At 67.2% G+C, this 26,869-nt stretch carries 26 protein-coding genes; 8 read left to right on the top strand and 18 right to left on the bottom strand.

The window, feature by feature from the left end:
- Positions 1-92 precede the first annotated feature (92 nt).
- Both HMPREF9710_RS23970 and HMPREF9710_RS23965 read left to right on the top strand, forming a co-directional pair.
- Entirely contained in the window at positions 93-1,385 is a 1,293-nt protein-coding gene (locus tag HMPREF9710_RS23970) for an NCS2 family permease (protein WP_005670789.1), read from the top strand.
- 206 nt (positions 1,386-1,591) lie between these two features.
- Positions 1,592-2,395: a DUF481 domain-containing protein gene (locus HMPREF9710_RS23965; protein WP_005670787.1), complete on the top strand. Its 804-nt coding sequence runs from the start codon at positions 1,592-1,594 to the stop codon at positions 2,393-2,395.
- On the opposite strand, the gene HMPREF9710_RS26790 is transcribed toward HMPREF9710_RS23965, so the two are convergent.
- Genes HMPREF9710_RS26790 through HMPREF9710_RS23950 form a run of 3 tightly spaced genes read right to left on the bottom strand, consistent with a single transcriptional unit; the run spans position 2,392 to position 4,549 of the window.
- Positions 2,392-2,940, bottom strand: coding sequence for a GNAT family N-acetyltransferase (locus HMPREF9710_RS26790; RefSeq protein WP_005670785.1), 549 nt, complete (start codon positions 2,938-2,940; stop codon positions 2,392-2,394). The genes HMPREF9710_RS23965 and HMPREF9710_RS26790 overlap by 4 nt on opposite strands.
- A complete protein-coding gene (locus HMPREF9710_RS23955) occupies positions 2,937-4,232 on the bottom strand; it encodes an MFS transporter (protein ID WP_005670783.1) in 1,296 nt (431 codons plus the stop codon). Before HMPREF9710_RS23955 ends, HMPREF9710_RS26790 begins: the two co-directional genes overlap by 4 nt.
- Positions 4,229-4,549 carry a thioredoxin family protein gene (locus HMPREF9710_RS23950; RefSeq protein ID WP_005670781.1) on the bottom strand — a complete coding sequence of 107 codons (321 nt, stop codon included), beginning with the start codon at positions 4,547-4,549 and terminating at the stop codon, positions 4,229-4,231. The genes HMPREF9710_RS23955 and HMPREF9710_RS23950 overlap by 4 nt, the downstream gene beginning before the upstream one ends.
- Before the next feature lie 182 nt (positions 4,550-4,731).
- Here HMPREF9710_RS23950 and HMPREF9710_RS27405 point away from each other — a divergent pair, with 182 nt between their 5' ends.
- The 3 genes from HMPREF9710_RS27405 (at position 4,732) to HMPREF9710_RS23940 (ending at position 6,459) form a co-directional block, all read left to right on the top strand.
- Positions 4,732-4,908 carry a DUF3606 domain-containing protein gene (locus HMPREF9710_RS27405; RefSeq protein ID WP_005670779.1) on the top strand — a complete coding sequence of 59 codons (177 nt, stop codon included), beginning with the start codon at positions 4,732-4,734 and terminating at the stop codon, positions 4,906-4,908.
- Positions 4,909-5,008: 100 nt separating this feature from the next.
- The gene (locus HMPREF9710_RS23945) at positions 5,009-5,848 is read left to right on the top strand and encodes a glucose 1-dehydrogenase (RefSeq protein ID WP_005670778.1); all 840 of its coding nucleotides are present in this window, start codon (positions 5,009-5,011) and stop codon (positions 5,846-5,848) included.
- 11 nt (positions 5,849-5,859) lie between these two features.
- The gene (locus HMPREF9710_RS23940; protein WP_005670776.1) at positions 5,860-6,459 is read left to right on the top strand and encodes a M23 family metallopeptidase; all 600 of its coding nucleotides are present in this window, start codon (positions 5,860-5,862) and stop codon (positions 6,457-6,459) included.
- On the opposite strand, the gene HMPREF9710_RS23935 is transcribed toward HMPREF9710_RS23940, so the two are convergent.
- Together HMPREF9710_RS23935 and HMPREF9710_RS23930 are read right to left on the bottom strand one after the other, a co-directional pair.
- Positions 6,404-8,881 carry a penicillin-binding protein 1A gene (locus HMPREF9710_RS23935; protein WP_005670774.1) on the bottom strand — a complete coding sequence of 826 codons (2,478 nt, stop codon included), beginning with the start codon at positions 8,879-8,881 and terminating at the stop codon, positions 6,404-6,406. The genes HMPREF9710_RS23940 and HMPREF9710_RS23935 overlap by 56 nt on opposite strands.
- Before the next feature lie 94 nt (positions 8,882-8,975).
- The gene (locus tag HMPREF9710_RS23930; protein ID WP_005670772.1) at positions 8,976-11,789 is read right to left on the bottom strand and encodes a bifunctional diguanylate cyclase/phosphodiesterase; all 2,814 of its coding nucleotides are present in this window, start codon (positions 11,787-11,789) and stop codon (positions 8,976-8,978) included.
- A 102-nt stretch (positions 11,790-11,891) separates the two neighbouring features.
- Between HMPREF9710_RS23930 and HMPREF9710_RS23925 the strand changes: the two genes are divergently transcribed.
- The gene (locus HMPREF9710_RS23925) at positions 11,892-12,392 is read left to right on the top strand and encodes a MarR family winged helix-turn-helix transcriptional regulator (RefSeq protein ID WP_005670771.1); all 501 of its coding nucleotides are present in this window, start codon (positions 11,892-11,894) and stop codon (positions 12,390-12,392) included.
- Between the two features lie 3 nt (positions 12,393-12,395).
- On the opposite strand, the gene HMPREF9710_RS23920 is transcribed toward HMPREF9710_RS23925, so the two are convergent.
- The gene (locus HMPREF9710_RS23920; protein WP_005670770.1) at positions 12,396-13,517 is read right to left on the bottom strand and encodes a YbdK family carboxylate-amine ligase; all 1,122 of its coding nucleotides are present in this window, start codon (positions 13,515-13,517) and stop codon (positions 12,396-12,398) included.
- On the bottom strand, positions 13,504-14,733 hold the full coding sequence (locus tag HMPREF9710_RS23915; protein ID WP_005670768.1) for a cation:proton antiporter: 1,230 nt from the start codon (positions 14,731-14,733) through the stop codon (positions 13,504-13,506). Before HMPREF9710_RS23915 ends, HMPREF9710_RS23920 begins: the two co-directional genes overlap by 14 nt.
- 420 nt (positions 14,734-15,153) lie before the next feature.
- Between HMPREF9710_RS23915 and HMPREF9710_RS23910 the strand changes: the two genes are divergently transcribed.
- Positions 15,154-15,870 (top strand): ZIP family metal transporter, encoded by a 717-nt coding sequence (locus HMPREF9710_RS23910; RefSeq protein WP_229409926.1) that lies wholly within the window; start codon positions 15,154-15,156, stop codon positions 15,868-15,870.
- On the opposite strand, the gene HMPREF9710_RS23905 is transcribed toward HMPREF9710_RS23910, so the two are convergent.
- The 8 genes from HMPREF9710_RS23905 to cyoA form a co-directional block, all read right to left on the bottom strand.
- A complete protein-coding gene (locus tag HMPREF9710_RS23905) occupies positions 15,867-16,295 on the bottom strand; it encodes a c-type cytochrome (RefSeq protein ID WP_229409925.1) in 429 nt (142 codons plus the stop codon). The two genes, HMPREF9710_RS23910 and HMPREF9710_RS23905, sit on opposite strands and share 4 nt — an antisense overlap.
- A complete protein-coding gene (locus tag HMPREF9710_RS23900; protein WP_005670764.1) occupies positions 16,296-16,835 on the bottom strand; it encodes a response regulator transcription factor in 540 nt (179 codons plus the stop codon).
- Complete coding sequence (locus tag HMPREF9710_RS23895) at positions 16,822-18,177, bottom strand: ATP-binding protein (RefSeq protein WP_005670761.1); 1,356 nt, start codon at positions 18,175-18,177, stop codon at positions 16,822-16,824. The genes HMPREF9710_RS23900 and HMPREF9710_RS23895 overlap by 14 nt, the downstream gene beginning before the upstream one ends.
- A 70-nt stretch (positions 18,178-18,247) precedes the next feature.
- Positions 18,248-19,060 carry an SURF1 family protein gene (locus tag HMPREF9710_RS23890; RefSeq protein WP_005670760.1) on the bottom strand — a complete coding sequence of 271 codons (813 nt, stop codon included), beginning with the start codon at positions 19,058-19,060 and terminating at the stop codon, positions 18,248-18,250.
- Positions 19,060-19,437 carry a cytochrome o ubiquinol oxidase subunit IV gene (cyoD, locus tag HMPREF9710_RS23885; RefSeq protein ID WP_005670758.1) on the bottom strand — a complete coding sequence of 126 codons (378 nt, stop codon included), beginning with the start codon at positions 19,435-19,437 and terminating at the stop codon, positions 19,060-19,062. Before cyoD ends, HMPREF9710_RS23890 begins: the two co-directional genes overlap by 1 nt.
- The gene (gene cyoC, locus HMPREF9710_RS23880; protein ID WP_005670756.1) at positions 19,434-20,072 is read right to left on the bottom strand and encodes a cytochrome o ubiquinol oxidase subunit III; all 639 of its coding nucleotides are present in this window, start codon (positions 20,070-20,072) and stop codon (positions 19,434-19,436) included. The genes cyoD and cyoC overlap by 4 nt, the downstream gene beginning before the upstream one ends.
- A complete protein-coding gene (gene cyoB / locus HMPREF9710_RS23875) occupies positions 20,065-22,074 on the bottom strand; it encodes a cytochrome o ubiquinol oxidase subunit I (RefSeq protein WP_005670755.1) in 2,010 nt (669 codons plus the stop codon). The genes cyoC and cyoB overlap by 8 nt, the downstream gene beginning before the upstream one ends.
- Before the next feature lie 2 nt (positions 22,075-22,076).
- Positions 22,077-23,084, bottom strand: a complete 1,008-nt coding sequence (gene cyoA, locus HMPREF9710_RS23870; RefSeq protein ID WP_005670754.1) for a ubiquinol oxidase subunit II — start codon at positions 23,082-23,084, stop codon at positions 22,077-22,079.
- A 144-nt stretch (positions 23,085-23,228) separates the two neighbouring features.
- Between cyoA and HMPREF9710_RS23865 the strand changes: the two genes are divergently transcribed.
- The gene (locus HMPREF9710_RS23865) at positions 23,229-24,572 is read left to right on the top strand and encodes an MFS transporter (protein WP_005670752.1); all 1,344 of its coding nucleotides are present in this window, start codon (positions 23,229-23,231) and stop codon (positions 24,570-24,572) included.
- 76 nt (positions 24,573-24,648) lie between these two features.
- Here HMPREF9710_RS23865 and HMPREF9710_RS23860 read toward each other — a convergent pair whose 3' ends face one another.
- From HMPREF9710_RS23860 to HMPREF9710_RS23850, 3 genes are all read right to left on the bottom strand, one after another.
- The gene (locus HMPREF9710_RS23860; protein WP_157225731.1) at positions 24,649-25,371 is read right to left on the bottom strand and encodes a hypothetical protein; all 723 of its coding nucleotides are present in this window, start codon (positions 25,369-25,371) and stop codon (positions 24,649-24,651) included.
- 37 nt (positions 25,372-25,408) lie between these two features.
- Positions 25,409-26,125 (bottom strand): SDR family oxidoreductase, encoded by a 717-nt coding sequence (locus tag HMPREF9710_RS23855; protein WP_040778302.1) that lies wholly within the window; start codon positions 26,123-26,125, stop codon positions 25,409-25,411.
- A 100-nt stretch (positions 26,126-26,225) separates the two neighbouring features.
- A complete protein-coding gene (locus HMPREF9710_RS23850) occupies positions 26,226-26,816 on the bottom strand; it encodes a TetR/AcrR family transcriptional regulator (RefSeq protein ID WP_005670746.1) in 591 nt (196 codons plus the stop codon).
- Positions 26,817-26,869: the final 53 nt, after the last annotated feature.

Raw genomic sequence — 26,869 nt, 5'->3', positions numbered from 1 at the left:
CACCGCCGCGCGGCCCGGCGTAGCGCCGCGGGCTGCAAGCGGCGTGTCCCGGTGTTATGCTTCGGGCAAAAAACGAATCCAGAAAGTCCCCCATGCTCGAACGACTCTTCAAACTCAGCGAAAACAAGACCAACATCCGCACCGAGATGATGGCCGGACTGACCACCTTCCTGACGATGGTCTACATCATCTTCGTGAACCCCTCGATCCTGGGGGACGCCGGCATGCCGAAGGAATCGGTGTTCGTCGCCACCTGCCTGGTGGCCGCCGGCGGCACCGCCATCATGGGCCTGTACGCCAACTACCCGATCGCGATGGCGCCCGGCATGGGGCTCAACGCCTATTTCGCCTACGCCGTGGTGCTCGGCATGGGCATCCCGTGGCAGGCGGCGCTGGGCGCCGTGTTCATCTCGGGCTGCCTGTTCATCCTGGTCACCATGGTGGGCCTGCGCGCCATGATCGTGGACGGCATCCCACGCTCGATGCGGGTCGCGATCACGGTCGGCCTCGGCATGTTCCTGGCCCTGATCGCCCTCAAGAACGCGGGCATCGTGGTGGCCAACGAAGCCACCCTGGTCAAGGCCGGCGACCTGCACCAGCCGGCCGCGATCATGGCGATCGTCGGCTTCTTCGCCATCGTGGCGCTGGACCGCCTGCGCGTGCGCGGCGCGATCCTGATCGGCATCGTGCTGGTGACGGTGCTCAGCTTCTTCTTCGGCGGGAACACCTACCAGGGCCTGTTCTCGCTGCCGCCGTCGATCGAACCGACCTTGTTCCAGCTCGACATCCCGGGCGCCCTCGCCGCCGGCATCCTGAACGTGGTGCTGGTGTTCTTCCTGGTCGAGCTGTTCGACGCCACCGGCACCCTGATGGGCGTGGCGCGCCGCGCCGGCCTGCTGGTCGAGGGCAAGATGGACCGGATGAACAAGGCGCTGCTGGCCGACAGCGGCGCGATCGTCGCCGGCAGCGTGCTGGGCACCTCGAGCACCACCGCCTACCTGGAAAGCGCGTCCGGCGTGCAGGCCGGCGGGCGCACCGGCCTCACCGCCCTGACCGTGGCCGCGCTGTTCCTGGCCTGCCTGTTCATCGCGCCGCTGGCGGCCGTGGTGCCGCCCTACGCCACCGCGCCGGCGCTGCTGTTCGTGGCCTGCCTGATGTTGTCCGACCTGGGCGACGTCGAATGGGGCGACAGCACCGAGAGCATCCCGGCCGCCGTGACCGCCCTGGGCATGCCGTTCACCTATTCGATCGCCGAAGGCATCGCCTTCGGCTTCATCAGCTATGCGGTGCTCAAGCTGCTGACCGGCCGCGCGCGCGAGGTCAAGCCGGTGGTGTGGGTGATCGCGGCGCTGTTCGCTTTCAAGATCGTCTACGTCGGCACTTGAGTCGCTCGATAAAAGTGACCGGTCGTTCGCGCCGGCCTCGACTAAACAAGCGCCCATTCATGCCCGATTGCATCGCATCGCGCTGTCTTTGCGTTACAATGTCCGCCAACTCGCGGCTATCACCACGGTCGCGCACGATCCACGAACGATGGGCCGGTCGCCCTGCGCATGCCACGCGGTACGGCGCAGCCCATGCGACCGCATAGATGCTGATGAAACCATTTTCGATCCTGGCGCTGGCCCTGGCCGGCCTCCCCGGTGTGGCGCTCGCCGCTCCGGACCTTCCGCAAGTCGGCGACGTCCATGCGCCGCTCACCGTTGCGATGCCGGCGATTCCCGACGGCGGCTGGTTCACCTCCGCCGAACTCGGCGCGATCACGACCTCGGGCAATACCAACGGCACCTCGGTCACGGGCAAGATCGACGCCCGTCACGAGACCGCGCGCTGGAGCCATGAATTCATCGCCAGCGGGTACTTCAAGGAAGACGAGTACGAGGACGAGTTCGGCGAGCCCGTGAAGAGCCGCTCGGCGCAGCGCTGGGCCACCTCGGCCAAGGCCTCGCTCAAGCTGCTGGGCGACGGCCGCCGCGCCTTCGTGCTGGCCACCCACACCGACGACCGGTTCGGCGCCTATCGCAAGTATTCGACGGTCGGCATCGGTTACGGCTCGCGCTGGTACACGGCGCCCGACAAGACGCTCGACGTCGAGATCGGTCCGGGTTACTCGGTCGGCAAGCGCGACAACGAGGAAGAAGAACGCGGCATGACGGTGCGCAGCGCGGCCCAGTTCCGCTGGCAGGTCAGCCCATCGGCCTTCTTCGCCCAGACCGTCAGCGTCGAGAAAGGCACCGGCAACACCCACTCGGTGGCCGAAACGTCGCTCAGCACCAAGATCAACGGCAGCATGCAGATGAAGGCCGGCTTCAGCGTGCGCAACGACAGCGACGTCCCGGAAGACAAGAAGAACACCGATACCCAGACCTCGCTGACGATGGTCTATTCGTTCTAGGCGTTCGTCACCCGCGCCAGGTCATCGCCTGGCGCATCTCCCGGACGCCGCGCGCCTCGATCCGGATGCGCTTCTGTCAGGCGCCACTCGAGTTCCATGGCGGCGTCATCGGCGTGCAGGAGCGTGAAGCCCAGCGCCCCGTACAGCCGGCGTGCGGCCAGGTTACCGCTGCGCACACGCAGCGTGACGCGCGCGCGTTCCTCCTGCAGCGCGCGCAGGATACACCGGGCAATGCCCTTGCGCCGCGCGGCCGGCGCCACCGACAGGTCCACCACGCGCAGCGCGCCGGCCTCTTCGGCCAGCACGATGCGCGCTACCGGGCGCTCCTCTTCGGTCACCAGCCAGGTCTCGGGCGCGGCGAAGCGCCGCGCATAATCGTCGAGCTGCATGGCGCGCTGGTGGCGCGCGATGCCCTCGATGACGCCACGCGGGACCGGCAGCGCGCCGAGGTCGGGACGGGAGTCGAGGTAGAGCGCCTCGAGGAAGGCCTCGTCGTCGGCCGCGGGAGCACGCGCCGCGAGGCGTCCGAAGCTGCGCCCGCTCACCTGGCGGGCGACGGCGCCAGGTCCCTGGCCAGCGCCAGGGCGACCAGGCTGATGAGCGCCGCGCCGCTCAGATAATAGCCGACGTATTCCAGCCCGTGGTTCGTGGCCAGCCACAGGGCGATATAGGGCGCCACCGAGGCGCCGAGGATGCCGGCGAAGTTGAAGGTGAGCGAGGCGCCGGTGTAACGCACCTCGGGCGGGAACATCTCGGCCAGCAAGGTGCCGAGCGGGCCATAGGTGAAGCCGACCAGGCACATGCCGAGGACCATGAACAGGGTCACCGCGACCCAGCCGCCGGCGCCGAACAGCGGCCCGTACAGCAGGCCGAACACGGCGATCGCGGCGCTCACCAGCATCATCGCGCTGCGCCGTCCGCGGCGGTCGGCCAGCAGCGCCGACGGCGGAATCGTGAGCGCGAAGAACACCACCGCGAACAGCTGCAGCACCAGGAATTCCTGGCGCGTGTAGCCCAGCTGCGCGGTGCCCCAGCTCAGCGCGAACACCGTCATCAGGTAGAAGATGACGAAGGTCGACAAGGCGGTCAGGGTGCCGAGCAGCAGCGCGCGGCGGTGGTCGCGCAGCACCGCCACCATCGGCACCTTGACCCGCGCCTTCTGGTCCAGCACCTTTTGAAAGTCGGGCGTTTCGGTGATCTTCAGGCGGATGTACAGGCCCACCGCCACCAGCAAGGCGCTGGCCAGGAAGGGAATCCGCCAGCCCCAGGCGAAGAAGGCTTCGTCGCTCATCAGCTCGCCCAGCAGCAGGAACACGCCGCCCGACAGGAAGAAGCCGATCGGCGCGCCCAGCTGCGGGAACATGCCGTACCAGGCGCGCTTGCCCGGCGGCGCGTTCTCGGTGGCGAGCAGCACCGCCCCGCCCCATTCGCCGCCCAGGCCCAGGCCCTGGCCGAAGCGGCACAGCGCCAGCAGCAGCGGCGCCGCCACGCCGATCTGGGCATAGGTGGGCAAGAGGCCGATCAGGATGGTCGACAGGCCCATCGTGAGCAGGGCCGCGACCAGGGTCGCCTTGCGCCCGATGCGGTCGCCGAAGTGGCCGAACACGGCAGAGCCGACCGGCCGCGCGAAGAAGGCGATGGCGAAGGTCGCCAGCGACTGCAGCACGGCCGCGCCCGGGTCGGCGGCCGGGAAGAACAGGCGCGGAAACACCAGCACCGCGGCGGTGGCATAGATGTAGAAATCGTAGAACTCGATCGTGGTGCCGATCAGGCTTGCAAACAGGACGGTGCGGGGTTTGTTGCCCGCCGCTTGGCTTTCCAGCGTGGCTTCGCTCATGCACCCGCCTGGGCCAGGGCCTGGCGCACCGCGTCGGCGTCGACCGGACGCACCACGCGCGCGACTTCCTGGCCATCCTTGAGCACCACCACCGTCGGCCACAGCTTGATGCGGAACGAGCGGCCCAGCGGGCGGCCGGGGCCGTCCTCGACCCTGATGTGGCGGGCGGCCGGATAGTCGCCCAGCGCCTGGTCGATCAGCGGCTCGGCGGCGCGGCAATAGCCGCACCAGTTGGCGCCGAAGTCGAGGGCGACCAGGCCCTGGGTGGCGTCGATGGCGCTGCGTTCGGGTTGGTTGCTAGCGTAGGGGGCAGCCATGGAGTCTCCTGGTTTATTGCTATTCGAATACCGCAAGCGTACCTCAAAACGCGCCGCCTGGCATGCCGGCGCGCCAGGCCGCGCTCTTGCCTGCCCCGATCGCCCCCTAGCGTGTGGCACCTAACGGAACCTGGCTCCCGAGGCTGTCACCCTGTGACTCATCGTCTTATCAGGAGCACATCATGTCGGATGACTTGAACAAACGCGGTCAGCAGGACCGTTCCCGCATCAATATGCACGAGGAGCACGAGGTGCGTTACTGGACCGACGCGCTGGGCGTTACACGCGAGGAACTGCAGCGCGCCGTCGACCAGGTCGGCGTGAGCGCCAGCGCGGTGCGCGAACACCTCGGCCGCTGAACCGCTTCCCGTTCGATCGCGCGGACCAGCCGCCGGCCGGTCCGCGCTCTCTATTGCCCGTTCATTTCCCTACCCTTTGCACCCAGACATGGAGCACACGATGGATATTCCGAAGCAACAGCAGCAACCGCCCGGCCATGAAGCCGAGCTGACCCCGCAAGCCGACCACGGCGAAACGAGCTACCGCGGATCAAGCCGGCTGCAGGACAAGGCCACCGTGATCACCGGCGGGGACAGCGGCATCGGTCGCGCGGTGGCGCTGGCCTTCGCGCGCGAGGGCGCCGATGTCCTGATCTCTTACCTCGACGAGCACGACGACGCGAAGGAAACGGCGCGCCTGGTCGAGGAAGCCGGCCGCCGCGCGATCCTGGTGCCGGGTGACATCGCCGACCGCGCGCATTGCCGCGCCATCATCGACAAGGCGGTGGCCGAATTCGGCCGCATCGACGTGCTGGTCAACAACGCCGCCTTCCAGATGTCGCACGACTCGCTCGACGAGATCCCCGACGACGAATGGGACTACACCTTCAAGGTGAACATCACCGCGATGTTCCACCTTTGCAAGGCCGCGGTGAAGCACATGTCGCCCGGCTCCTCGATCATCAACACCACCTCGATCAACTCGGACAATCCCAAGCCCACCCTGCTGCCGTACGCCACCACCAAGGGCGCGATCGCGAACTTCAGCGCCGGCCTGGCCCAGCTGCTGGCGGACAAGGGCATCCGCGTCAACTCGGTGGCGCCGGGCCCGATCTGGACGCCCTTGATCCCGTCGACCATGCCGCCCGACCAGGTCGAGAACTTCGGCAGCCAGGTGCCGATGAAGCGCGCCGGCCAGCCCAAGGAGGTGGCGCCGGTGTTCGTGATGCTGGCGTCCGATGAAGCGAGCTATATCTCGGGGGCGCGCATCGCCGTGACTGGCGGCACGCCGATCCTGTAGACGGGCGCTCGATGGCCACTCTCCTGCGTACCCTGTTCCTCGCCGTCTTTCTGGTGCTGGCGTATGGCCTGCTGGAGCCCTACATCGAGCGCGCCCTGTACACCATGCGCCTGGCGGCCATGCCCAAGCCCCAGGCGCTGCCGGTGCCGGTCGAGGGCGTGCGTCCACGCGCGCTGCGCGACACCTGGGGCGGCACGCGCAGCGAGGGCCGCAAGCACGAAGGGATCGACATCTTCGCCCGGCGCGGAACGCCGGTCGTGTCCAGCACCGAGGGCATCGTGACCCGGGTGGGCACCAACCGCCTCGGCGGCCTGGTGGTCTGGGTGCTGGGACCCGGCGGCCAGCGCCACTATTACGCCCACCTGGATGGTTATTCGGACGTCGAACCCGGCATGCGCATCGAGGCCGGCCGGGTGCTGGGCTATGTCGGCGATACGGGCAACGCCAAGGGCACGCCGCCGCACCTGCACTACGGCGTGTACGACACCGGCGGCGCCATCAACCCCTATCCGCTGCTGAAGGCCGATCCGGCCCTGATCGCCGCTCCGGCCTCGGCTACAGCTCCGGCGGAAGCGGCACCGGGACCGGCGCCGAGGTCGGCGGCGCGATAGGCGCGGCCTCGAGCGGCTCGATGACCTCGCTGGGCTCTAGCGGAAGGGGAATCTCGATCTCTTCGGGGCCGCCTTCCGGCGCCACCTCCACCGCCTCGTCGAGATAGATTTCCTCGGGCTCTTCTTCCTCCACGTAGCGGCGCGGCTCCGGCGCGCGCCAGCCGGGCAGCGTGGCCTGGGCGTCCAGGCTGCCGGCATCGAACGCGCCGCGGAAGAAGTCGCCCACCACCAGCGCCGCATTGTGGCCGCCCTGCCCCCAATAGCTGCTGCGGATAGTGACGCGGTTGTCGTTGAAGCCGACCCAGGCCCCGGCCACCAGGTTCGGGTGCATCATGATGAACCAGCCGTCCTGGTTGTTCTGGCTGGTGCCGGTCTTGGCCGCCAGGTCGCCGCGAATGCCGAAGCGGCTGCGCACCCCGTTGCCGGTGCCGCGGGTGACGACGCCGCGCAGCATGTCGATCAGCGCTTCGGCCGACTCGCGCGACATCGCGCGCTCTGGCTGGCCGACGCCGAAATCGGCGATCACATTCCCTTCGCGGTCCTCGATGGCGCGCACGAAAATCGGCGTGCGGTACTCGCCCAGGGCCGCGATGGTGGCGTAGCTGCTCACCATCTCGAGCAGGGTGACCGGGCTGGTGCCCAGAGCCAGCGAGGGCACCGCCTCCAGCCGGCTCTGGCGGATGCCCAGGCCCTGGGCCAGGCGCACGATCGGCCCGATGCCCACATCCTGGCTCACCTGGGCCGTGATCGTGTTCTTCGAGAACACCAGGCCGTCGCGCATCGGCATCGAGCGGCCGCTGTTGCCGTCCATGTCGGTGGGTTTCCATACGCTGCCGTCGTCGCCCTTGAATTCGAGCACCACGTCGCGGTAGGCCTGGTCGGGCGGGATGCCGCGCTCGAGCGCCGCGCCGTAGACGAAGGGCTTGAAGGTCGATCCCGGCTGGCGTGCGGCCTGGGCCACGTGGTCGTACTGGTCACGCTCGAAGTCGCGGCTGCCGACCCAGGCCTTGACCTCGCCGCTGGCCGGGTCGACCGCGACGAAGCCGGCTTCCAGGCGCGACTTGGCGCTCTTGAGTTCGTTCATGAAGCCGCGATCGGCCTTCAGGCGCTTGAGCGCGGCGGCCGGTTCCTCGCCCTCCTCGACCGCGTTGCGGTAGGCGCCGCTCTCGCGCACGAAAGCGTCCAGCACGCGCGCATTGGTGATCCAGTAGTAGGAGAACGGGGCGATGTTCGGGCGGATCGCGGTATAGGTGGCGGTGGCGGTCGAACGCGGCACGTTGGGGTTGGCCCATTCGACGTCGGCGATCGCCTGCAGGATGTCGGCCTGGCGCCGCACCGCGCGCTCGGCCGCCGCCTGCAGTTCCGGGTCGAGCGTGGTGCGCACCACCAGGCCGTCCAGCTGCAGGTTGTAGTCGTTCTCGTCGGCCCAGTCGAGCAGCCACTTGCGCACGTGATGGGTGAAATGGTCGTCCTTGCCGCTGCGGTCGGGCAGGCGCGCGAAGCGCAGGCGCAATGGGCGCTTGACCAGTTGCGCGTAGCGCTTGTCGTCGAAGGCGCCATGCTTGCGCATCTGGCCCAGCACCACGTTGCGGCGCGCCAGCGAGCGCTCGGGATTGGCCACCGGATTGTAGTAATGGGTGCCCTTGAGCATGCCGACCAGGGTCGCCGACTCCAGCACGTCGAGCCGGGAAGCCGGCTTGCCGAAATAGGTGCGCGCCGCCATCTCGATGCCGTAGGCGTTGTACAGGAAAGGCACGGTGTTCAGGTAGGCTTCGAGGATCTGGGTCTTGCTGTAGGTGTTCTCGATCTTGATCGCGGTGATCAGTTCCTTCATCTTGCGGTTCACGCTGCGCGCGCGGCCGATCTCTTGCGGGAACATATTGCGCGCCAGCTGCTGGGTGATGGTCGAGCCGCCCTGCGGGTCGCCCTTGAGGCTGGCCCACAGCGCGCCGGCCACGCGCTTGAAGTCGACGCCGTGGTGCTGGTAGAAGCGGTGGTCCTCGGTCGAGATCAGCGCCTCGACCACGTGCGGCGAAACCTGCGACAGCCTGACGCGTTCCTGCAGGCCTTTCTCGAAGGTGCCGAGCGGCCGCCCGCCGGCGTCCAGGATCACGGTCGGGCGCGAGCGGCTGACCTGTTCCAGGTCGTCGATGCCGGGGGTGAACGGGATCAGGATCAGGAGCCAGGCCAGGATCGCCATCAGGCCGGCGGCCAGGCTCCAGAGCGAGATCAGCGCCAGTTTGACCGGCAGCGGCCGGCCGTGCAGGCGCGCATGGGCGCCGCTCTTGAGGGCGCCGGCCCGGGTCGAGGCGCCGGCCAGCAGGCGCCGGGCGAGGCGCCGCGAGACTTGCTTGATGCGTTGTTGCACGGTGGGCGCGCTGTCCGCGGTTTCCGTGTTCTCGTTGTTCTGTTTCTGGTCCACTCGCTATTCCTGCCCTGATCAAGGTAACAATGTGGGCAAGTATAGCTGACCGCGACCGCCGCGACGGCACGGGACGCGCGCTGACGCGAGCGGCCTAGGCGGTGCTGGCAGCCGGCTCCACCCTCCCCGCGCGCAGCAGCGCCTCGACCCGCGTGGCCGGCTGCGGCCGGCTGTAGACGTGGCCCTGGACCTCGTCGCAGCCGCAGCCGCGCAGGTAGTCGAGCTGCTCGATCGTCTCCACCCCTTCGGCGATCACCTGCATGCGCAGGCCGTGCGCCAGCGAGATGATGGCGTCGACCAGGGCCGCGCCGTCCGGGTTGCCCACGATGTCCTGCACGAAGGAGCGGTCGATCTTGAGCACGTCCACCGGCAGGCGCTTGAGGTATTGCAGGCTCGAATAGCCGGTGCCGAAATCGTCGATGGACAGCTTGACGCCCATGCGCTTGAGGCATTCCATGGTGCGGATGGCGGCGTCGGCGTCGGCCATCATCATGCTTTCGGTCAGCTCGATCTCGAGCGAAGCCGGCGCCAGCCCGGTCTCGACCAGCACCTGGGCCACGGTGTCGACCAGGTCCGGCTCGGCGAACTGGCGCGCCGACAGGTTGACCGCGATGCGCAGCGGCCCCAGGCCGGCGCGCTGCCAGCGCCGGTTCTGGCGGCAGGCGGTGCGCAGCACCCAGGCGCCGATCGGCACGATCAGGCCGGTCTCTTCGGCCAGGGCGATGAAGCGGTCGGGGCGCACCGTGCCCAGCAGCGGATGGCGCCAGCGGATCAGCGCCTCGTTGCCGACCACGCAGCCGGTGGCCAGGTCGACCTGCGGCTGGAAATGCAGCTCGAACTGGTCTTCCTGCAGCGCATGGCGCAGCGCGCTCTCCAGGGCCAGGCGGTCGAAGGCCTGGGCGTTCATGTGCGGCGCGTAGAACTGCACGCCGTTGCGGCCGATGGCCTTGGCGCGGTACATCGCGATCTCGGCGTGCTTGACCAGGGTGTCGGCGTCCAGCCCGTCGACCGGGAACGCCGCCACGCCGGCGCTGCAGCTGAGCACCAGGCGCTGGCCGGCCAGGTGGATCGGTTCGCTCACCGCCTCGCGCACCTGCTGGATGCGGGCCGCGGCCTGGCGCTCGTCGGCCACGCCGACCAGCACCAGCACGAAGTCGTCGCCGCCGACCCGGGCCGCGGTGTCCACCGGCCGCAGCGCGCCCTTGATGCGCGCCGCGAGCATGCGCAGCGCCTCGTCGCCGGCGCGCCGGCCGAGGGTGTCGTTGATCAGCTTGAAGTGGTCGAAGTCGAGCAGCACGGTCCATACCGGCATGCCGCCGGCATTGGCGGTGGCGCGCTCGATGCGGTCGGACAGCAAGGACCGGTTGGCCAGGCCGGTGAGCGTGTCGTAGTGGGCATGGCGTTCGAGCTCGGCTTCGTAGCGCTTGGCGGTGGTGACGTCGTAGACGGTGACCACGAAATGTCCGGCCTGGCCGTCGGCGCGGCGCACCGGCGCCACGTAGACGTCGCTGATCAGCTCCACCCCGTCGCGGGTGTGGGCCGTGATCAGCGCGTGTTCCTCGCGCTGCTGATGCAGCGCGCGCCGCAGTTCTTCCACTGACGGCTGGTCGGCGTCCAGGCCGGCGAGCAGCTTGAGGGGCTGGCCGGCCAGTTCGCGCGCCGGATAGCCGAAGGTGCGCTCGCAGGCCGGGTTGGCGTATTCGATCGGGTAGCCCGGCTGTTGTGCGTCGACCAGCAGGATCGGATTGGCGCTGGCCTCCATCGCGCGCTCGTACAGCCGCAGCGAGCCGGTCGCGCGCTCGAGCGCCGCGGTGCGCTGCTCGACCAGGGCCTCGATGCGGCGCGTACGCGCCACCCGCTGCTGCACCAGGCCGGCGGCGGCGAAACTCAGGATCAGCCCCAGCACCATGGCCACCAGCTCGGCCATGTGGTTGCCCAGCGCCAGCGGTTGTTCCTCGACCACCACCTGCCATGGACTGCCGGCGATCTCGAACTCTTCCACGTGGCGCAGGCTCATGCCGTCCAGCAGGCGCTCCCACCAACCCTCCGGAGTGGCCAGGCTGCCGTGCTGGTAGGCGGTGACCAGGTTGCCGAGGGCGTCGGGACCGCGCAGCGACAGCGCGAAATTGTCGTCGTCCAGCAGGCGCACCGATTCCAGGGTGCCGCCCACCAGCTGGGCGACGTCGATCACCACCTCGGTGGTGCCGACCACGGCCGCGCGCCGCTCCGGCGGCGCCAAAGGCTGGGTGCCGGGCCGGTAAACCGGCAGGAGGATCAGGATCCCGTGGCGGGTGCCGCCGCCCTGCAGCAAGTCGACGATGGGGCTGGCGGCCGGCTCGCCGGTGTCGATCGCACGTTGGGTATACACCCGTTGCGGCGCGTTGGACCAGGTGTCGTAGCCGAAGATGACCTCATTGCCGACGATCGGCGCCACGTAGTCGTTCACCAGGTAGCGCCAGCGCATGCTTGCCCGAACCAGAACGGACGCGCCGGTCTTGAGGCGTTCGCGGATCTCGAAGCCGGGCCAGAACGCGCGCCGCTCGGCCTCGAAGGCGGCCCGCTCGCCATGGCTGACGAAGCGCTGGAACACCAGCGCCTGCAGGTAGCCGTGGCGCGCCACCAGCGGCTGGGCGAAGGCGTCGAACTCGGCGCGCGTGATCTCGGTCGAGGCGCGGAAGAACAGGTTGACGGCGCGCGCGGCGTCGGTGGCCTCGGCGAAGGCGCGGGTGACGGCCGCGACCCGCACCACGGCGCGCTGGTCGAATTCGGCATGGGCACGGTCGTATTCCATCTTGCGCACGGTGCCGCACAGCAGCGACGTGAGCACCAGGCCGAGCAGGCAGGTGCCTATCGCGGCCCGAGACAGGCCGCGTTCCGGAACACCAGGGCTGGCGGATGCGTTGCGCATGAATCGATGCTAGCGCAGAACAGCGGTTTAGGGTGAATCCCGGACCCAAAAAAACGGTGCGGCCGGCCCCGCTATGCGGCCTGTTGCATTATCATCTCGCCCATGCCGCACGAACCCCATCCAGAATCCCTGCCCGCACCCAGCGACGCCCCGCCGCAGCGCGTGCTGCGTCAGTTTCGTATCGTCTTCAATGCCGTCAAGACGCATTTTCGCCAGCTCGAGCGCGACGCCGGCCTGGGCGGGGCCCAGGTCTGGGCGCTGTCGGTGATCGAGAGCCAGCCGGGCATCGGCGCCACCAGCCTGGGGCGCGCGATGGACATCCACCAGTCGACCGCCAGCAACCTGGTGCGCGGCCTGGTCGAGCGCGGCTATGTGGCGGCGGCGCGCGAAGGCGCGGACCGGCGCAACGTCGCGCTGCGCATCTTGCCGGCCGGTCAGGAAGTGCTGCGCCGCGTCCCCGGCCCGGCGGCCGGTGTGCTGCCGAGCGCGCTGGCGACGCTGGATGAAGCGACCCTATTGCGCCTGGAACAGGACCTGGCGACCCTCATCGCCCGCCTGGATGCGGATGAGGCGGCGGGCAAGATCCCGCTGAGCCAATCCTAGCGTCTACACCTCGCCGCGGAATTTCCCTAGCGCCAGATTGACCATCGCTTCCACGCTGCCCTCGTGCTCATGCACGATGCGCAGCTGTTCGGCGTCGCCGACCGCCTTCGTCACCCGGGCCAGATGGGCCAGCGCGGCGCTGGAGCCGAGCTGCTCGGCATGCGCGGCAATGCGCGCCAGGGTGGCCAGGATATCGTCGCGCAGGCTAACTTGCTGGTGCTCCTGCGGCAGCACGATATTGCCGTCCAGCCCGAAGCGGCAGGCCTGGAAGCGGTTGTAGTTGTAGACCAGGTAATCGTCCTCGCGCGGCGGCGCTTCGTCACCCGCCAGCAGGTAGCTGCACAGGGCTTGCAGGTAGGCCGCCAGGGCCGCGGCATGCTCGACCGTGAGCGGGGTGTCGCAGACGCGCAGCTCGATGGTGCCGTATTCCGGCTTGGGGCGCAGGTCCCAGTAGAAGTCCTTCATGCTGCGCACGATGCCGGTGTCTTCCATGCGCTTGAAGTAATCGCGCTCGAAGTCCTCCCACTTCAGCAGGAATGGCGCGCGGCCCGACAGCGGGAAGGCGAACACCGAATTCAGGCGCGAGGAGTGGAACTGGGTGTCGCTGCCCTGCAGGAAGGGCGACGAGGCCGACAGCGCGATGAAGTGCGGGATGTAGCGGTTCAGCGCGTGCAGCAGGAACAGGGCGTTGTCGCCGCTGCCGCAACCGATGTGCACGTGCTGGCCGAACACGGTGAACTGCTTGGCCAGGTAGCCGTACAGCGCCGACACTTCGCGAAAACGCGGCTTTTCGTAGATGCGGCGCTCGGTCCATTGCTGGAACGGATGGGTGCCGCCGCCGCACACGCCCACGTTCAGGCGGTCGCCCGCGCGCAGCAGGGTGTCGCGGATCAGGCGCAGCTCGTCCACCAGCGGCGCGTAGCCGGTGTGGATGCTGCTGTTAATCTCGATCATGCTCTCGGTGATCTCGGGCGTGACGGCGCCCGGGAAAGGCGCGCGCGCCAGCAGGTCGAGCATGTCCGGCGAGGCCGGGGCCAGGTCGAAATCCGACAGGCCGACGAGCTGCAACTCCAGCTCGACGCCCATGGTCAGCGGTTCCGAGCGCGCAAATTCAGGCAGCGGCATCCTTGTCCTCCTTCACGACATTCTTAGATTTGGCAAAGCCCGACTCGCGCGCGCCGGTCAGCGCGATCTGGGTCAGGATCGGCGCCAGCACCTCGAGAATCATGGCCATCGCGGCCAGCGGCGCCAGCGGCGCCAGGGTGTCGAACAGGTCGACGCCCGAGCGCCGGGTCTGCTCGATCAGGATGATGGCGAACACCGTCAGCGGCATGATCGCCACCCCGGTCAGCGCGCCCTTGCGCGCCGAAATGCCCGACACCCGCGCGGTGGCGGTGCAGACCGCCACTTTCACCAGCGCGCGCACCAGCAGCAGCAACAGGCCCAGCATCAGGCCTTCGGCGGTCGGCTGCCAGGCGATGGTGGTGGCGACAAAGAAGAACAGCAGCACGGTGAGCAGGTCGCCCAGGGCGCCGAAATTGCGCTGGGCCGGGCTCAGGGTGACGCGGCGGTGGCGCGCCACCAGGCCGAAGGTCAGCGCCGCCAGCACCGGCGACAGTTTCAGCACATGGGTGATCGCCACCAGCAGGAACACGAACACCGCGAACGTCAGGGTCGAATTGCTGCGCACGTGGCCGGCCACGCGCTGCCACAGCGGCAGCAGCCAGCCCAGCGCCGCGCCCAGGCCGCTGGATGCCGCCAGCACCACCAGGCCGGTCCAGCTGGCGTGGACCACGTCGCCCGAGGTCTGGAACACGCCGAAGCCCACCGTCACGTTGAACACGAACACGGCCAGCACGCAGTTCAGCGCGGTCAGGTGCATGGCGCGCTCGGTCACCTGGCCCCCGCCGCCCTGCTCGTTGACGATGCGCAGCAGGCCGGCCGGCGAGCTGGCCATGGCCAGGGCCGCCAGCAGGCAGGCCGGCAGCACGGCGAGGCCGCAGATGCGCGAGACGTAATACACCGCGGCCCAGGTCAGGCCGGCTTCCAGCACCGAGGTGAGCAGCAGCCAGGGATTGGTGCGCAGCCAGCGCAGGTTGATGCGGTAGCCGAGCTCGAACAGCATCAGGCCGAAACCGAGGTTGGCCAGCATCATGAAATTGTCGGCCTGGGCCGGGGGCAGATAGCCGCTCGACAGGTTGCCGAACACGAAGCCGCACAAGCCATAGATGGAAATACGCGGCACGTTGGCCCAGCGGTACAGCAGTTCGCCCGTCATCCAGGCCAGCGTCAGCGCCAGCGGCCAGGCCAGCGCATGCGTGAGTGAAAGCAGCTCGCTCATCCAATCCTCCGGTGGGACGCGCCAACCGGCGGCAGGGAGCCGCGCAGGCACGATGGTCCGATTCGGCGCGGGGAGCGCCAGACGCGGCAGATGTGGGAACGCTGCGCCGCGTATCGAAAAATGCCCCCCGACGGACGCGGGGGGCGAAAAGAAACGGGTTGAGCCGCCTCATCGCTGATCGGGCATCCGGACGCTACCGGTTGCCACACAGCTATACTGCACGAAAAATATAATCGTGGCAACCCTATTTGTGCGAATGTACAGACAGGCGATAGGCGACCCTACCCGCCGGTCAAGGTGGGAATCCCTTTGTTCAGTCGTTCGTGCGCACCATATGTGCGCGAAAATATTATCATGGATGAAATATTTGGAGGTGCTTTGGAGACATTGCCGGGGTGGCTACAGGCAGGATGCTGGGGATTGCTGGCGGGCGCCGCCCTGCTCCTGGGCGCCTTCATCGGCGTGCGTTTCAAGGTGCCGCAACGGCTGGTCGCGGCCGTCATGGCCTTCGGCAGCGGCGTGCTGATCTCGGCCCTGTCGTTCGAATTGATGGACGAGGCGATCGAGACCGGCGGTTTCGCTTCCACCGCGGGCGGCTTCCTGCTCGGCGCCCTGTTCTACACCGCCGCGAACTGGTGGCTGGCGCGAAAAGGCGCACGCCATCGCAAACGCTCGGCGGCGCGCCTGACGGTCGCGCGGCAGGAAGGCAGCGGCGCCGCCCTCGCCGTCGGCGCCCTGCTCGACGGCATCCCGGAATCGATCGTGATCGGCTTGTCGCTGCTGGGCGGCAAAGGCGTCAGCGTGGCGGTGGTCGCGGCGGTGTTCCTGTCCAACCTGCCGGAAGGCCTGTCGAGCGCATCCGGCATGCGCCATGCGGGCCGCTCGGCGGCCCATATCTATGGTGTCTGGACCGGCATCGCCGTGGCGTCGGGGCTGGCGTCCCTGCTCGGCTACACGGTGTTTCACCGCTTTCCGCCCGAAATGCTGGCCGCGACCACCGCCGTGGCCGCCGGCGGCGTGCTGGCAATGGTGGTCGACACCATGATTCCCGAAGCGTTCGACGAGACCCATGACTTCGCCGGCCTGATCGTGGCCGCCGGCTTTCTCGCCGCGTTCGCGCTCAGCAAGCTGGGCTAGCGGCCCTCGCGACTGCCCTGCGTGGCCAGGTAGGCGACGATGTCGCTTGCCTGTTGTTCGCTCATGAAGTTCATGAAGCGCATCTTGTTGCCGGGCACCACCGCCTCCGAATCGCGAATGAACGCGGCCAGGTTGCGTTCGTCCCACACCAGCGTCGACGCCTTCAGCGCCGGCGAATAGGCGTAGCCGGCCACGCCGCCCGCCTTGCGGCCGAGCACGTCATTGAGGTGCGGTCCGAAGATGGTGCCCGCATTCGGCCCGATCTGGTGGCAGCCGGCGCAGCGCGCGAACAGTTTGCGTCCGGCCTCGATCCGGGCCGGTGACGGCGCGCCGGCGGCAGCCACGCTTGCATCGGCTGCGGTATCGCTGCGGCCACAGCCGCCCAGGGCGAGCACCAGGCCCAGCATGGCCATGGGGGTACGCACCTACTTGACCCGCTGCTTTTCGAGCTTGCGCGCCAGCGTGCGTCGGTGCATGCCCAGGCGCCGCGCCGCCTCCGAGATATTGAAATCGGTCTCGGCCAGCACCGCGTGAATGCGCTCCCACTCCAGCGTCTTGATCGAGGTCGAGCGATTGGTGACCTCGACGTCGGTGCTGCCGGCCACGTGGCCGAAAGCGGCTTCGATGTCGTCGGCGTCGGACGGCTTGGCCAGGTATTGCACGGCGCCCAGCTTGATCGCCTCGACCGCGGTGGCGATGCTGGCAAAGCCCGTCAGCACCACGATCAGCATGTCCGGGTCGTGCTCGTGCAGCAGCTGCACGCAGGCCAGGCCCGAGGTATTGCCCTTGAGTTTCAGGTCGACCACGGCGTAGCCGGGGTTGTGGTGGGCCAGCAGGGCTTGCGCCTCGTCATGACCCGTGGCGCCCAGCACGCGGTAGCCGCGCCGCTCGAAGGAGCGGCTCAGGGTGCGGGCGAAGGCTTCGTCGTCTTCGATGATGAGCAGCAGCGGCTCAGGATTCTGCATCGTCTGTTTCCTCTAGTTCGATCGCGGCCAGGGGCAGGCGCACGGACACCTCGGCCCCGCCGCCTTCGTCGTGGCGCCGGTTGCGCGCCGTGACCGTGCCGCCGAGCTTGCGCACGACGTTCACCGCCAGGAACAGCCCCAGCCCGCCGCCGGGCTTGCCCTTGGTCGAGTGATACGGCTTGCCGAAGTGGGCCAGCATGCTGGGCGCGAAGCCCGGGCCGCGGTCGAACACGGTCAGCACCAGGGTGCGCTCGTCGATGTGGGCATCCATATAGACCCAGTCGGGCGAGGCCTCGAGTGCGTTGTCGAGCAGGTTGTCGACCGTCTGGCGCAGCGCCGAGTCGCTCGCCACCGGCAGGTCTTCGGCGATCCGGTTATTGTAGATGAAGGTGCGCACGTGACGGCTGGCCTCCCACCCTTCGGCCAGCTCGTCGAGGAAGCGGCTGACCGTGGTGCGTTCGGCCGACTCGCCGCGCGCCTCGCCGGCCGACAGCAGGATGCCGCTGACGATGGCCTTGCAGCGCTTGAGCTGGGTCTGCATCTCGGTCAGCTCTTCGAGCAGTTCGGGGTCGTCGCGGAAGGCCGGCATGCGCTTCCAGTCGCCCAGGATCACCGAGACCGTCGACAGCGGCGTGCCCAGCTCGTGGGCGGCGCCGCTGGCGAGCAGGCCCATGCGCACGATATGCTCTTCCTCGGCCGCGCGCTGGCGCAGCGCGGCCAGCTGGGTGGCCTTGTCGCGCACATTGTCCGAGATGCGCGAGATGAACATCACCAGCAGCGCGGCGTTGAGCGCGAAGCACACCAGCAGGCCCTGCACGTACAGGCTGCCGATGCCGCGCGCATGGTCGAACGGCAGCGCGAGCGGCTGGGCATAGATGGCCAGGCCGGCCATGCAGGCGATCGTGACCAGCACGATGCTCCAGGTCCACAGCACGTCGAGCAGCACGGCCGAGACGATCACCTGCAGCAGGTAGAGGAAGGCGAACGGATTGGTGGTGCCGCCCGACAGGTACAGCAGCACGGTGAGGCTGGAGACGTCGACCAGGATCGCCAGGAACATCTCGCCGTTCGACACCGGGCGCCGCTCGTGCCAGCGCAGGTGGCTGGCGACGTTGAAGGCGATCAGGCAGGCCAGCACCTGCAGCATGTGCACCAGCGGCAGCTCGATGCGGAAGATCAGGATCGCCGAGGCGATGGTGGTGATCTGGCCGATGACGGCGATCCAGCGCAGCTCGATCAGCTGCAGCATGTTCTTGTGGCCGGCCGCGAACTCGACGTTGGCGGCGGCGGCGGACGGCGACGAGCGCGCCGCCCTGGCGAAGAAATCCAGCGGAGATTGCATCAAAACCCGTTATATCTGAGCTGCGGTCGGTGCTGCGGTCCGTGCGGCGGTTCGGCGTGCGCCGGCCGCTTCAATCGTCGGTGGCGCCGCGCCTGGCCTCGTAGCGGGCGACCCACCACGTGGCGGCGGCCACCATCAGGGCCAGAGCATACCAAGTGAGCGCGTAGACGAGGTGATTATTTGGGAAAGAAATCACGGTCAGGCCGCCGACCGCCGTTTCCGGGGCGTCCTTCGGGTCCTGGCCCTTGCCGGCGTCGACGAAGAACGGCGCGACCTGCGCGGGATCGAGGCCGCGCGCGGCGGCGATGGCGCCGACTTCGCGCGCATACCAGCGGTTGTTGACGGGGTCGTTGTCGCGCAGGAAACCGCTTTTCGGTTCGGCGATGCGCAGCAGGCCGGTGACCGCGACCGGCGTGCCAGCGGCGGCCGCGCACGGGTCGCCAGCGGCCTTGTTGGCCGGGTACTGCTGCGCGATATTGCCGCTCGACGGGATGAAACCGCGGTTGATGAGAACGATGTGGCCCTCTTCCGTGCAGAACGGCGTGAGCAGCCAGAAACCGGCGCCGAGCTCGGACAGCGCTTGCACCGGTGTGGTCAATTCGTAGAGATAGCGGCCCGACAGGCGTATGCGCCGGTATTCATCGGACTCGCGTGAGACTTGCGGCCATTGCGACGCCAGGGGCGGCGCAACGGGATCCGCATGAACGCGTGCGTCGACGCGTTCGATCAGGTCCAGTTTCCATTGCAGGCGAAACACCTGCCAGGTGCCCAGACCGGCAAACAGCACGAACAGCAGCAGGGCCGCCACCGCCAGGGCGCGCCGCGCGAAGGCGGAGCGCTGAGGATGCGCCGGCGCCGCCGGCTGTTCGTGCACTGCTGCCATTAGGTCATGTCGTGGGTGCTGTTCGGACCCATGCCAGGCATCATATTCGAATTCATATGATGCATGACCCAGATTGAACCGGCCAGCACGATGACCAGGATGACGATGGTCAGGATGGCGGCCATCATGTTCCAGCCGCCTTCCGACTTCGAGTTGAGGTGCAGGAAGTACATCATCTGCACGATCAGCTGCACGCCGGCGAAGGCCAGGATGACCCACTTGGTGGTCTCTGGCGCCAGCACGTTGCCCATCACCAGCCAGAACGGAATGATCGTCAGGATCGCCGACAGGGCGAAGCCGATCATGTAGTCCTTGGCGCTGTAGTGCGTCACGTAGACGTCGTGGCCATGATGGCCGTGGTCGTGGTGGTCGCTCATGGCAGGACTCCCATCAGATAGACAAAGGTGAAGACGAAGATCCAGATCAGGTCCAGGAAGTGCCAGAACAGCGACAGGCACGACAGGCGACGGAAGTTCTCCGGGGTCAGGCCGTGTTTGCCCAACTGGAAGAACAGGGTCACCAGCCAGATGAAGCCGAAGGTCACGTGCAGGCCGTGGGTGCCGACCAGCGCGAAGAACGCGGTCAGGAAGCCCGAACGCTGCGGACCGGCGCCCATGTGGATCAGGTGCTGGAACTCATAGATTTCCACGCACAGGAAGGCCAGGCCCAGGATGCCGGTCACGACCAGCCACATGCGGGTCTTGGCCAGGTTCTTCGCTTGCGCGGCGATCATGGCGAAGCCGAAGGTCAGCGAGGACACCAGCAGGAACGCGGTGTTCAGCGCGATCAGCGGCAGCTCGAACAGCTCGGCGCCGGTCGGACCGCCGGCGTACGAGCGGCCTTGCACCGCGTAGGTCGCGAACAGGGACGCGAAGATGAGGCAGTCGCTCATCAGGTAGAGCCAGAAGCCCAGCAGCGTGCCCTGCTCCGGGTGGTGGTCGCGGACGAAGTAACGTCCGCTCACGTCGTCGGCGACGCTGCCGCCGGTTACAGTTGCTTTAAGTTCAGACATGGCTTTCCAGCATACGGGTGCGCTCTGCTTCAGTACGGGCCACTTCTTCGGCCGGAATGTAGTAGTCGCGCTTGTAGTTGAAGGTATGGATGATGATCGCGGCCATCATGACGACGAAGGAAGCCACGGTCAGCGCCCACATGTGCCAGATGATGCCGAAGCCGACCACGCACGAGATCGCGGAGATCACGAAACCGGCGCCGGTGTTCTTCGGCATGTGGATCGCCACGAAGTCCTTCAGCGGACGACGGTAGCCGTTCTTCTTCATGTCGGCGAAGGTGTCGTTGTCATGCACCACCGGGGTGAACGCGAAGTTGTAGTCCGGCGGGGGCGACGAGGTCGACCATTCCAGCGTACGGCCTTCCCACGGATCACCGGTGAAGTCACGCAGGCGAGCGGTGTTGCGGTCACGGAAGCTGACATAGACCTGCATCAGCAGCGCGGCGATACCACCAGCGATCATCAGGGTGCCCACGAACGAGATCTGGAACAGCCACTGCACCGAAGGATCGTCGAAATGGCTGACGCGACGGGTGTAGCCCATGAAGCCCAGGATGTACGGCGGGGTGAACGCGACCCAGAAGCCGATCGACCACAGCCAGAACGAGACCAGGCCCCAGAAACGGTCCAGCTTGTAGCCGAAGGCTTTCGGGAACCAGTAGTTGATACCGGCGAAGATACCGAACACGACACCGCCGATGATGACGTTGTGGAAGTGCGCGATCAGGAACAGCGAGTTGTGCAGCACGAAGTCGGCCGCCGGGATGGCCAGCATGACGCCGGTCATACCGCCGATCACGAAGGTCAGCATGAACGACACGGTCCACATCATCGGCAGTTCGAAGCGGATACGACCGCGGTACATGGTGAACAGCCAGTTGAAGATCTTGGCGCCGGTCGGGATCGAGATGATCATCGTCGTGATGCCGAAGAACGCGTTGACGCTGGCGCCCGAACCCATGGTGAAGAAGTGGTGCAGCCACACCAGGTACGACAGGACCATGATGACGCAGGTCGCGTACACCATCGAGGTGTAGCCGAACAGGCGCTTGCCGCAGAAGGTCGAGACGACTTCGGAGAAGATACCGAAGGCCGGCAGGATCAGGATGTAGACTTCCGGGTGGCCCCAGATCCAGATCAGGTTGACGTACATCATCGGGTTGCCGCCACGGTCGCTCGTGAAGAACGCGGTGTCGAGCAGGCGGTCCATGCCCAGCATGGCCAGCACGGCGGTCAGGATCGGGAAGGTGACCACGATCAGGATGTTGGTGCACAGCGAGGTCCAGGTGAAGACAGGCATCTTCATCAGGTCCATGCCCGGCGCGCGCATCTTGATGATGGTGACGATCAGGTTGACGCCCGACAGGGTCGTGCCGACACCCGCGATCTGCAGCGCCCAGATGTAGTAGTCGACGCCGACACCCGGACTTGCCAGGATGCCCGACAGCGGCGGATACGCCAGCCAGCCGGTGCGTGCGAACTCACCCACGAACAGCGATGCCATGATCAGCACGGCGCCCATGGTGGTCATCCAGAACGAGAAGTTGTTCAGAAACGGGAAGGCCACGTCGCGCGCGCCGATCTGCAGCGGCACCACGTAGTTCATCAGGCCCGTCACGAACGGCATCGCCACGAAGAAGATCATGATCACGCCGTGGGCGGTGAAGATCTGGTCGTAGTGGTGCGGCGGCAGGAAGCCGGCGTTGTCGCCGAAGGCGATCGCCTGCTGGGCGCGCATCATCAGGGCGTCGGCGAAGCCGCGCAGCAGCATGATCAGGCCCAGGATCATGTACATGATCCCGATTTTCTTGTGGTCGATACTGGTGATCCAGTCCTTCCACAGGGTGCCCCACAGGCGGAAGTACGACAGGATGGCCACGAGGGCCAGGCCGCCGACGATCACGCCTGCGAAGGTAGCGATCAGAATCGGCTCATGGAGCGGGATCGCGTCCCAGCCCAGCCGACCGAAGATGAACTTCGTCAAGTCGAATGATTCTTGCATGATTACTTCATCAAGGTATTAATAGGAGCGACGCACATTTCCAGCGCTTCCGCCAACTGCGACTTCCCGCCCTGCGATTGCTGGCGGATGGCGGCGGCCATCTGGTTGCGCTTCTCGTCTTCGTGCATCTGCTGGTTCATGCACATGCTGCCTTCCGCCACGCAGCGGTTGACGACACGGTTGAACAGCGCCGGCTCGACCTGGCCATAGTGGCGCACAGGCTCCTTGGCGGTCGGCTTTTCCAGCACCAGGTAGTCGGCGCGATCGAGGACGGCCGGATTGGCCTTCATTTCCTGCACCCAGGTGTTGAACTCTTCGTTGGTGACGCCTTTATAGGCGAACTTCATGTGCGAGAAACCGTCGCCGCTGAAGTTGGCCGACAGGCCGCGGTAGTCACCGGTCTTGTTCAGGACCGCGTTCAGTTCCGTCTCCATGCCCGGCATCGCATAGATCATGCCGGCCAGGGTCGGGATATAGAAGGTGTTCATCACGGTCGAGGCGGTGATCTTGAAGCGCACCGGGGTGTCGATCGGGGTCACCAGCTGGTTGACCGAGGCGATGCCCTGCTCCGGATAGATGAACAGCCATTTCCAGTCCAGCGCCACGACCTGCACTTCGAGCGGCTTGGTCGATGCCGGGATCGGACGGTGTTCGTCCAGGCGTTCGAGCGGACGGTAAGGATCGAGCTTGTGGGTGCTGACCCAGGTGATCAGGCCAAGGACGATGATGATCAGGAGCGGAGCGCCCCAGATGATGAGCTCGAGCTTGGTCGAGTGGTCCCAATCGGGTTCGTACTTCGCGTTGGCGTTCTTGCGATAGCGCCAGGCGAACAGGACAGTCAGGATCATCACAGGGACGATGATCAACAACATCAGCACAACCGATATGGTGATCAGATCGGCCTGCTGCTTCGCAATATCGCCGGTGGGATTCATGACGACCGTGTTGCAGCCGGCCAGCGCTGCAAGCGGAAGTAATGGGAGTCCGCGGCGGACAATTTTAGGAATCATGCTAGGTATCTAACGTTACATGGAAGGAGAACATGCTACTGTAATGCCAACGGTCGCCGAAGAACATTGGACACATTGTCCCACCTTTGCCGAAATGTAATTTCAACAACAGTGGCGACCGTCGACTTCTCTGGAGAACACAATATGCAAAGCACGACGACGTACGGCGGCGCAGGGGCCGCTCCAATCACACACCCGCACAGCGGGGCTCGCAACATCAATGCCCGGGATGCCCACGTCAGTCCCGGCGACATCGCCGTCGGCGTGGTCATCGGCCGTGCGGCGGAATACTTCGAGTTCTTCACGTACGCAATCGCGTCGGCGCTCGTCTTCCCTGCCATTTTCTTCCCATGGGCCGACCGGCTCGACGCCACGCTGTATTCCTTCGCCATCTTCGCCCTCGCCTTCATCGCACGCCCGATCGGCACGGTCGTGTTCATGGCGATCCAGAAGCGCTGGAGCCGCGACATGAAACTCGGCATCTCGCTGCTCATGATGGGTACCAGCACCGTCGTCATCGCCATGCTCCCGAGCTATAGTGAAATCGGCGCCACCGCGATCATCCTGCTGGCGGGCCTGCGTATCGCCCAGGGTTTCGCCCAGGGCGGTTCGTGGGATGGGCTGCCGTCGCTGCTGGCGCTCAGCGCACCCGAGAACAAGCGCGGATGGTACGCGATGCTCGGACAATTGAGCGCACCGCTTGGCTTCGTGATCGCGGCCGGCATCTTCGCCTTCCTGATCACCTATACGGCCGAAGAAGACTTCCTGACCTGGGGCTGGCGCTTCCCGTTCTTCGTGGCCTTCGCCATCAACGTGGTCGGCACCTTCGCCCGCCTGCGCCTGGCCAGCACGCCCGAGTACTCGCGCCTGCTCGACTCGCACCACCTCGATCCGGCCCCGGTCGGCGAACTGGTGAGCAAGCAAGGCAGCAATATCGCCATCGGCGCCATGGCTGCCCTGGCCAGCTACGCCCTGTTCCACCTGGTGACCGTGTTCCCGCTGTCGTGGATCCAGCTCTACGATACCCGTCCGATGGACGAGTTCCTGCACATCCAGATGTGGGGCGCCGGTCTCGCAGCGGTCGCCATGCTGATCTCGGGCATCGTCGCCGACAAGCTCGGTCGCCGCACCACCCTCGGCACCGCGGCGGCGCTGATCGCCCTGTATTCGGCCTCGATCCCGTTCCTGATCAATAGCGGCACCGGCGGCCAGAACGCCTTCATCCTGATCGGCTTCACCCTGCTCGGCTTCTCCTACGGCCAGGCGGCGGGCGCCACCACCTCGAACTTCCAGAAGGGTTTCCGCTACACCGGCGCGGCCCTGACGTCCGACCTGGCATGGCTGGTCGGCGCGGCCTTCGCACCGCTGGTCGCCCTCGGCCTGTCGGCCCACTTCGGCCTGGGCTACGTCAGCCTGTACCTGCTGTCGGGCGCGGTCGTCTCGCTGGCGGCGCTGAGCCTGAACCGCAAGCTGGAGATTCGCGACTGATGCCTGTCGCTTGACGTGATATGACGGCGGCCCTGCGGGGCCGTCGTTTTTTTATGGGGGCGCATCGCGGAGCGACTCAGTCGCGCGCCGTACGCCATTCCTGGGGATTGGCCGGCTGCTCGTGCTCGTGGCCGCAGTTCGTGATCCGCTGCTTGCCGTGCTTTTCGATCATGTCGATGCTGGTGGCCGGCGAGCGCTCGGTGATGCAATAGATGCCGAGCGCCGTCAGGACGCGAAAACGGCGCGCCCCATCGCCGCCGTCGTTGACCAGTTCCACGATCTTGGGCGCCTCGTACCACTTGTTCGGCGCCAGCGCGGCGGCTTCCCTGAATTTGTTCGCCATGCGGATCTGCGGGCTGTCCGGCGGCGCGACGATGGTCGGCTTGCTGTCCTTGCGCACGGCGCGGTCCATGGCGCCGGCGTCGCGCATGGCTTGCTCGATCATCCGGCGCGCAGTGCCGGCAGCCGGCTCTGTAGTCGGTGCCGGCGCAGCCACGGCCTCGGCCGGAACGGGGGCCGCAATCGCTTCTCGTGCCGGCGCAGGCGGCGCGGAAGATGCCATGGGTCGTGGCGCGGCATGCGCGCGCGGCCGGTCAGGGATGATTTCGGCCACCGCCGCCTCCGGCAGGCGCGGCGCCACCCGTACCCACTGGACGAACTCCGGCTCGCCCTGCACGGGCAGCCGCATCTTGCGCGCCTGCTGCCAGCCGGCCACCAGCGCCGCATGGAGCAACAGCGTGAGGGCAAGACCCTCCAGGCGGCTGTTCGCATCGTGGCGCGGTGGTCGGGCTCGGGGCATATGGCCCGAGTATAGCCGGCGCCGGACCGTGCATTACTCACGCATTGTTGCGCCTGACCTCTTCGGTGTAGATGCCTGGAACGCGCGACAGCCCGGCCTTCACCGCCTGGGTGAGTTCGTCGATCATGACTTCGTCGGCGCCCTCCTCCAGCGCCGCGTAGCCGCGCTCCACCACGGTGGCCGGGGCCAGCTTGGGCAATGCAATGTCGCGCGTCAGGTCGGTGTCGATGAAGCCCACGTGCAGGGCCAGCACCTGCGTGCCCTGCCCGCGCAACTCGTTGCGCAGCGCATTGGTCAGCCCCCAGGCCGCCGACTTCGAAACCCCGTAGGCCGCCAGCATCGGCGAACTGATCCAGCTCGCCACCGACAGCACGTTCAGGAGGGCGCCCCCGCCATTGCGGCCCAGCACGGGCGCGAAAGCCCGGCTCATGCCCAGGATGCCAAAGACATTCGTCTCCAGCATCGCCCGCAGCGCGTCCTCGACGCCATCGGCCAGCACCTGCTGGAAATGGGCGATGCCGGCGTTGTTGATGACCAGGCCGACGTCGCCCAGCTCGCGCGCCGCCGCCGCCACGCTACCTGGATCGGTGACGTCGAGCCGGACCGGGGTCACGCCGGCCAGGGTGACACTGGCGGGATCGCGCGCCCCCACATAGACCTTCCTGGCGCCGCGCGCCAGCGCCTGGCGCGCGAATTCGAGGCCCAGGCCACGGTTGGCGCCGGTGACGAGGACGGTGGCATTGTCGAGTTGCATGGCTATCCCTTTCTGGTTGGTCGCGCCATCGAATATGACGATCATCATATTCTAGTCCAGAAAAATGGGCTGCGTACTGACAGGGCTGGATTTGGCGACGCTAGCGCCGGTACTGGGCCAGCAAGGCTTGTCGACTGGCCGCCAGCATCGCACCGCCCTGCGGGTCGGGGCCGAAGGTGCGCGCGATCTGCAGGGCGCCGACCATCGCGCCGGCCAACGCCAGGGCCTGGCCAGCGGCGTCGGTGCGCCCTTCTTCTTCCAGCGCCGCCTGGACCTGCCGCACCAGCCGCTCGATGCGGCTGCGCGCGACCTCGCGCAGCGGCGCTTCCTGGCGCGCCATTTCCGAGCCGAGCGCGCCGACCACGCAGCCCAGGCCCGACTCACGGGCAGCCAGGTGTTCTTCGGACAGGTAGGCCGTGACCAGCGCGGCCAGCGGGCTGGCGCCGTCCGCGCGCAAGGCAGCTGTGCGGCGATCGAGATTGTCCGTGGACGCCGCATCGGCATGCTCGAGCGCCTCGACCAGCAGCGCCTCGCGCGAGTCGAAGTGGGCATAAAAGCCGCCGTGGGTCAGGCCGGCGCCCTTCATGACCTCGGCCACGCCGACGCCCGCGAAACCGTTGCGCCGCAGCGCGCGCGCCGCGACCTCGAGGATGCGCTGATGGGTTTGTTCCCGTTTGGATGGGATGGTCATGCCGTGCTTGCAGGGATGGGATGATCTTTATCCTACGACCATCCCACTACAGC

The organism is Massilia timonae CCUG 45783, from assembly GCF_000315425.1.
In the GTDB taxonomy this organism is placed as follows: Bacteria; Pseudomonadota; Gammaproteobacteria; order Burkholderiales; family Burkholderiaceae_D; genus Telluria; species Telluria timonae.
Note: the sequence above shows the minus strand (reverse complement) of the source record. Positions and strands in the feature narration are given on the sequence as shown.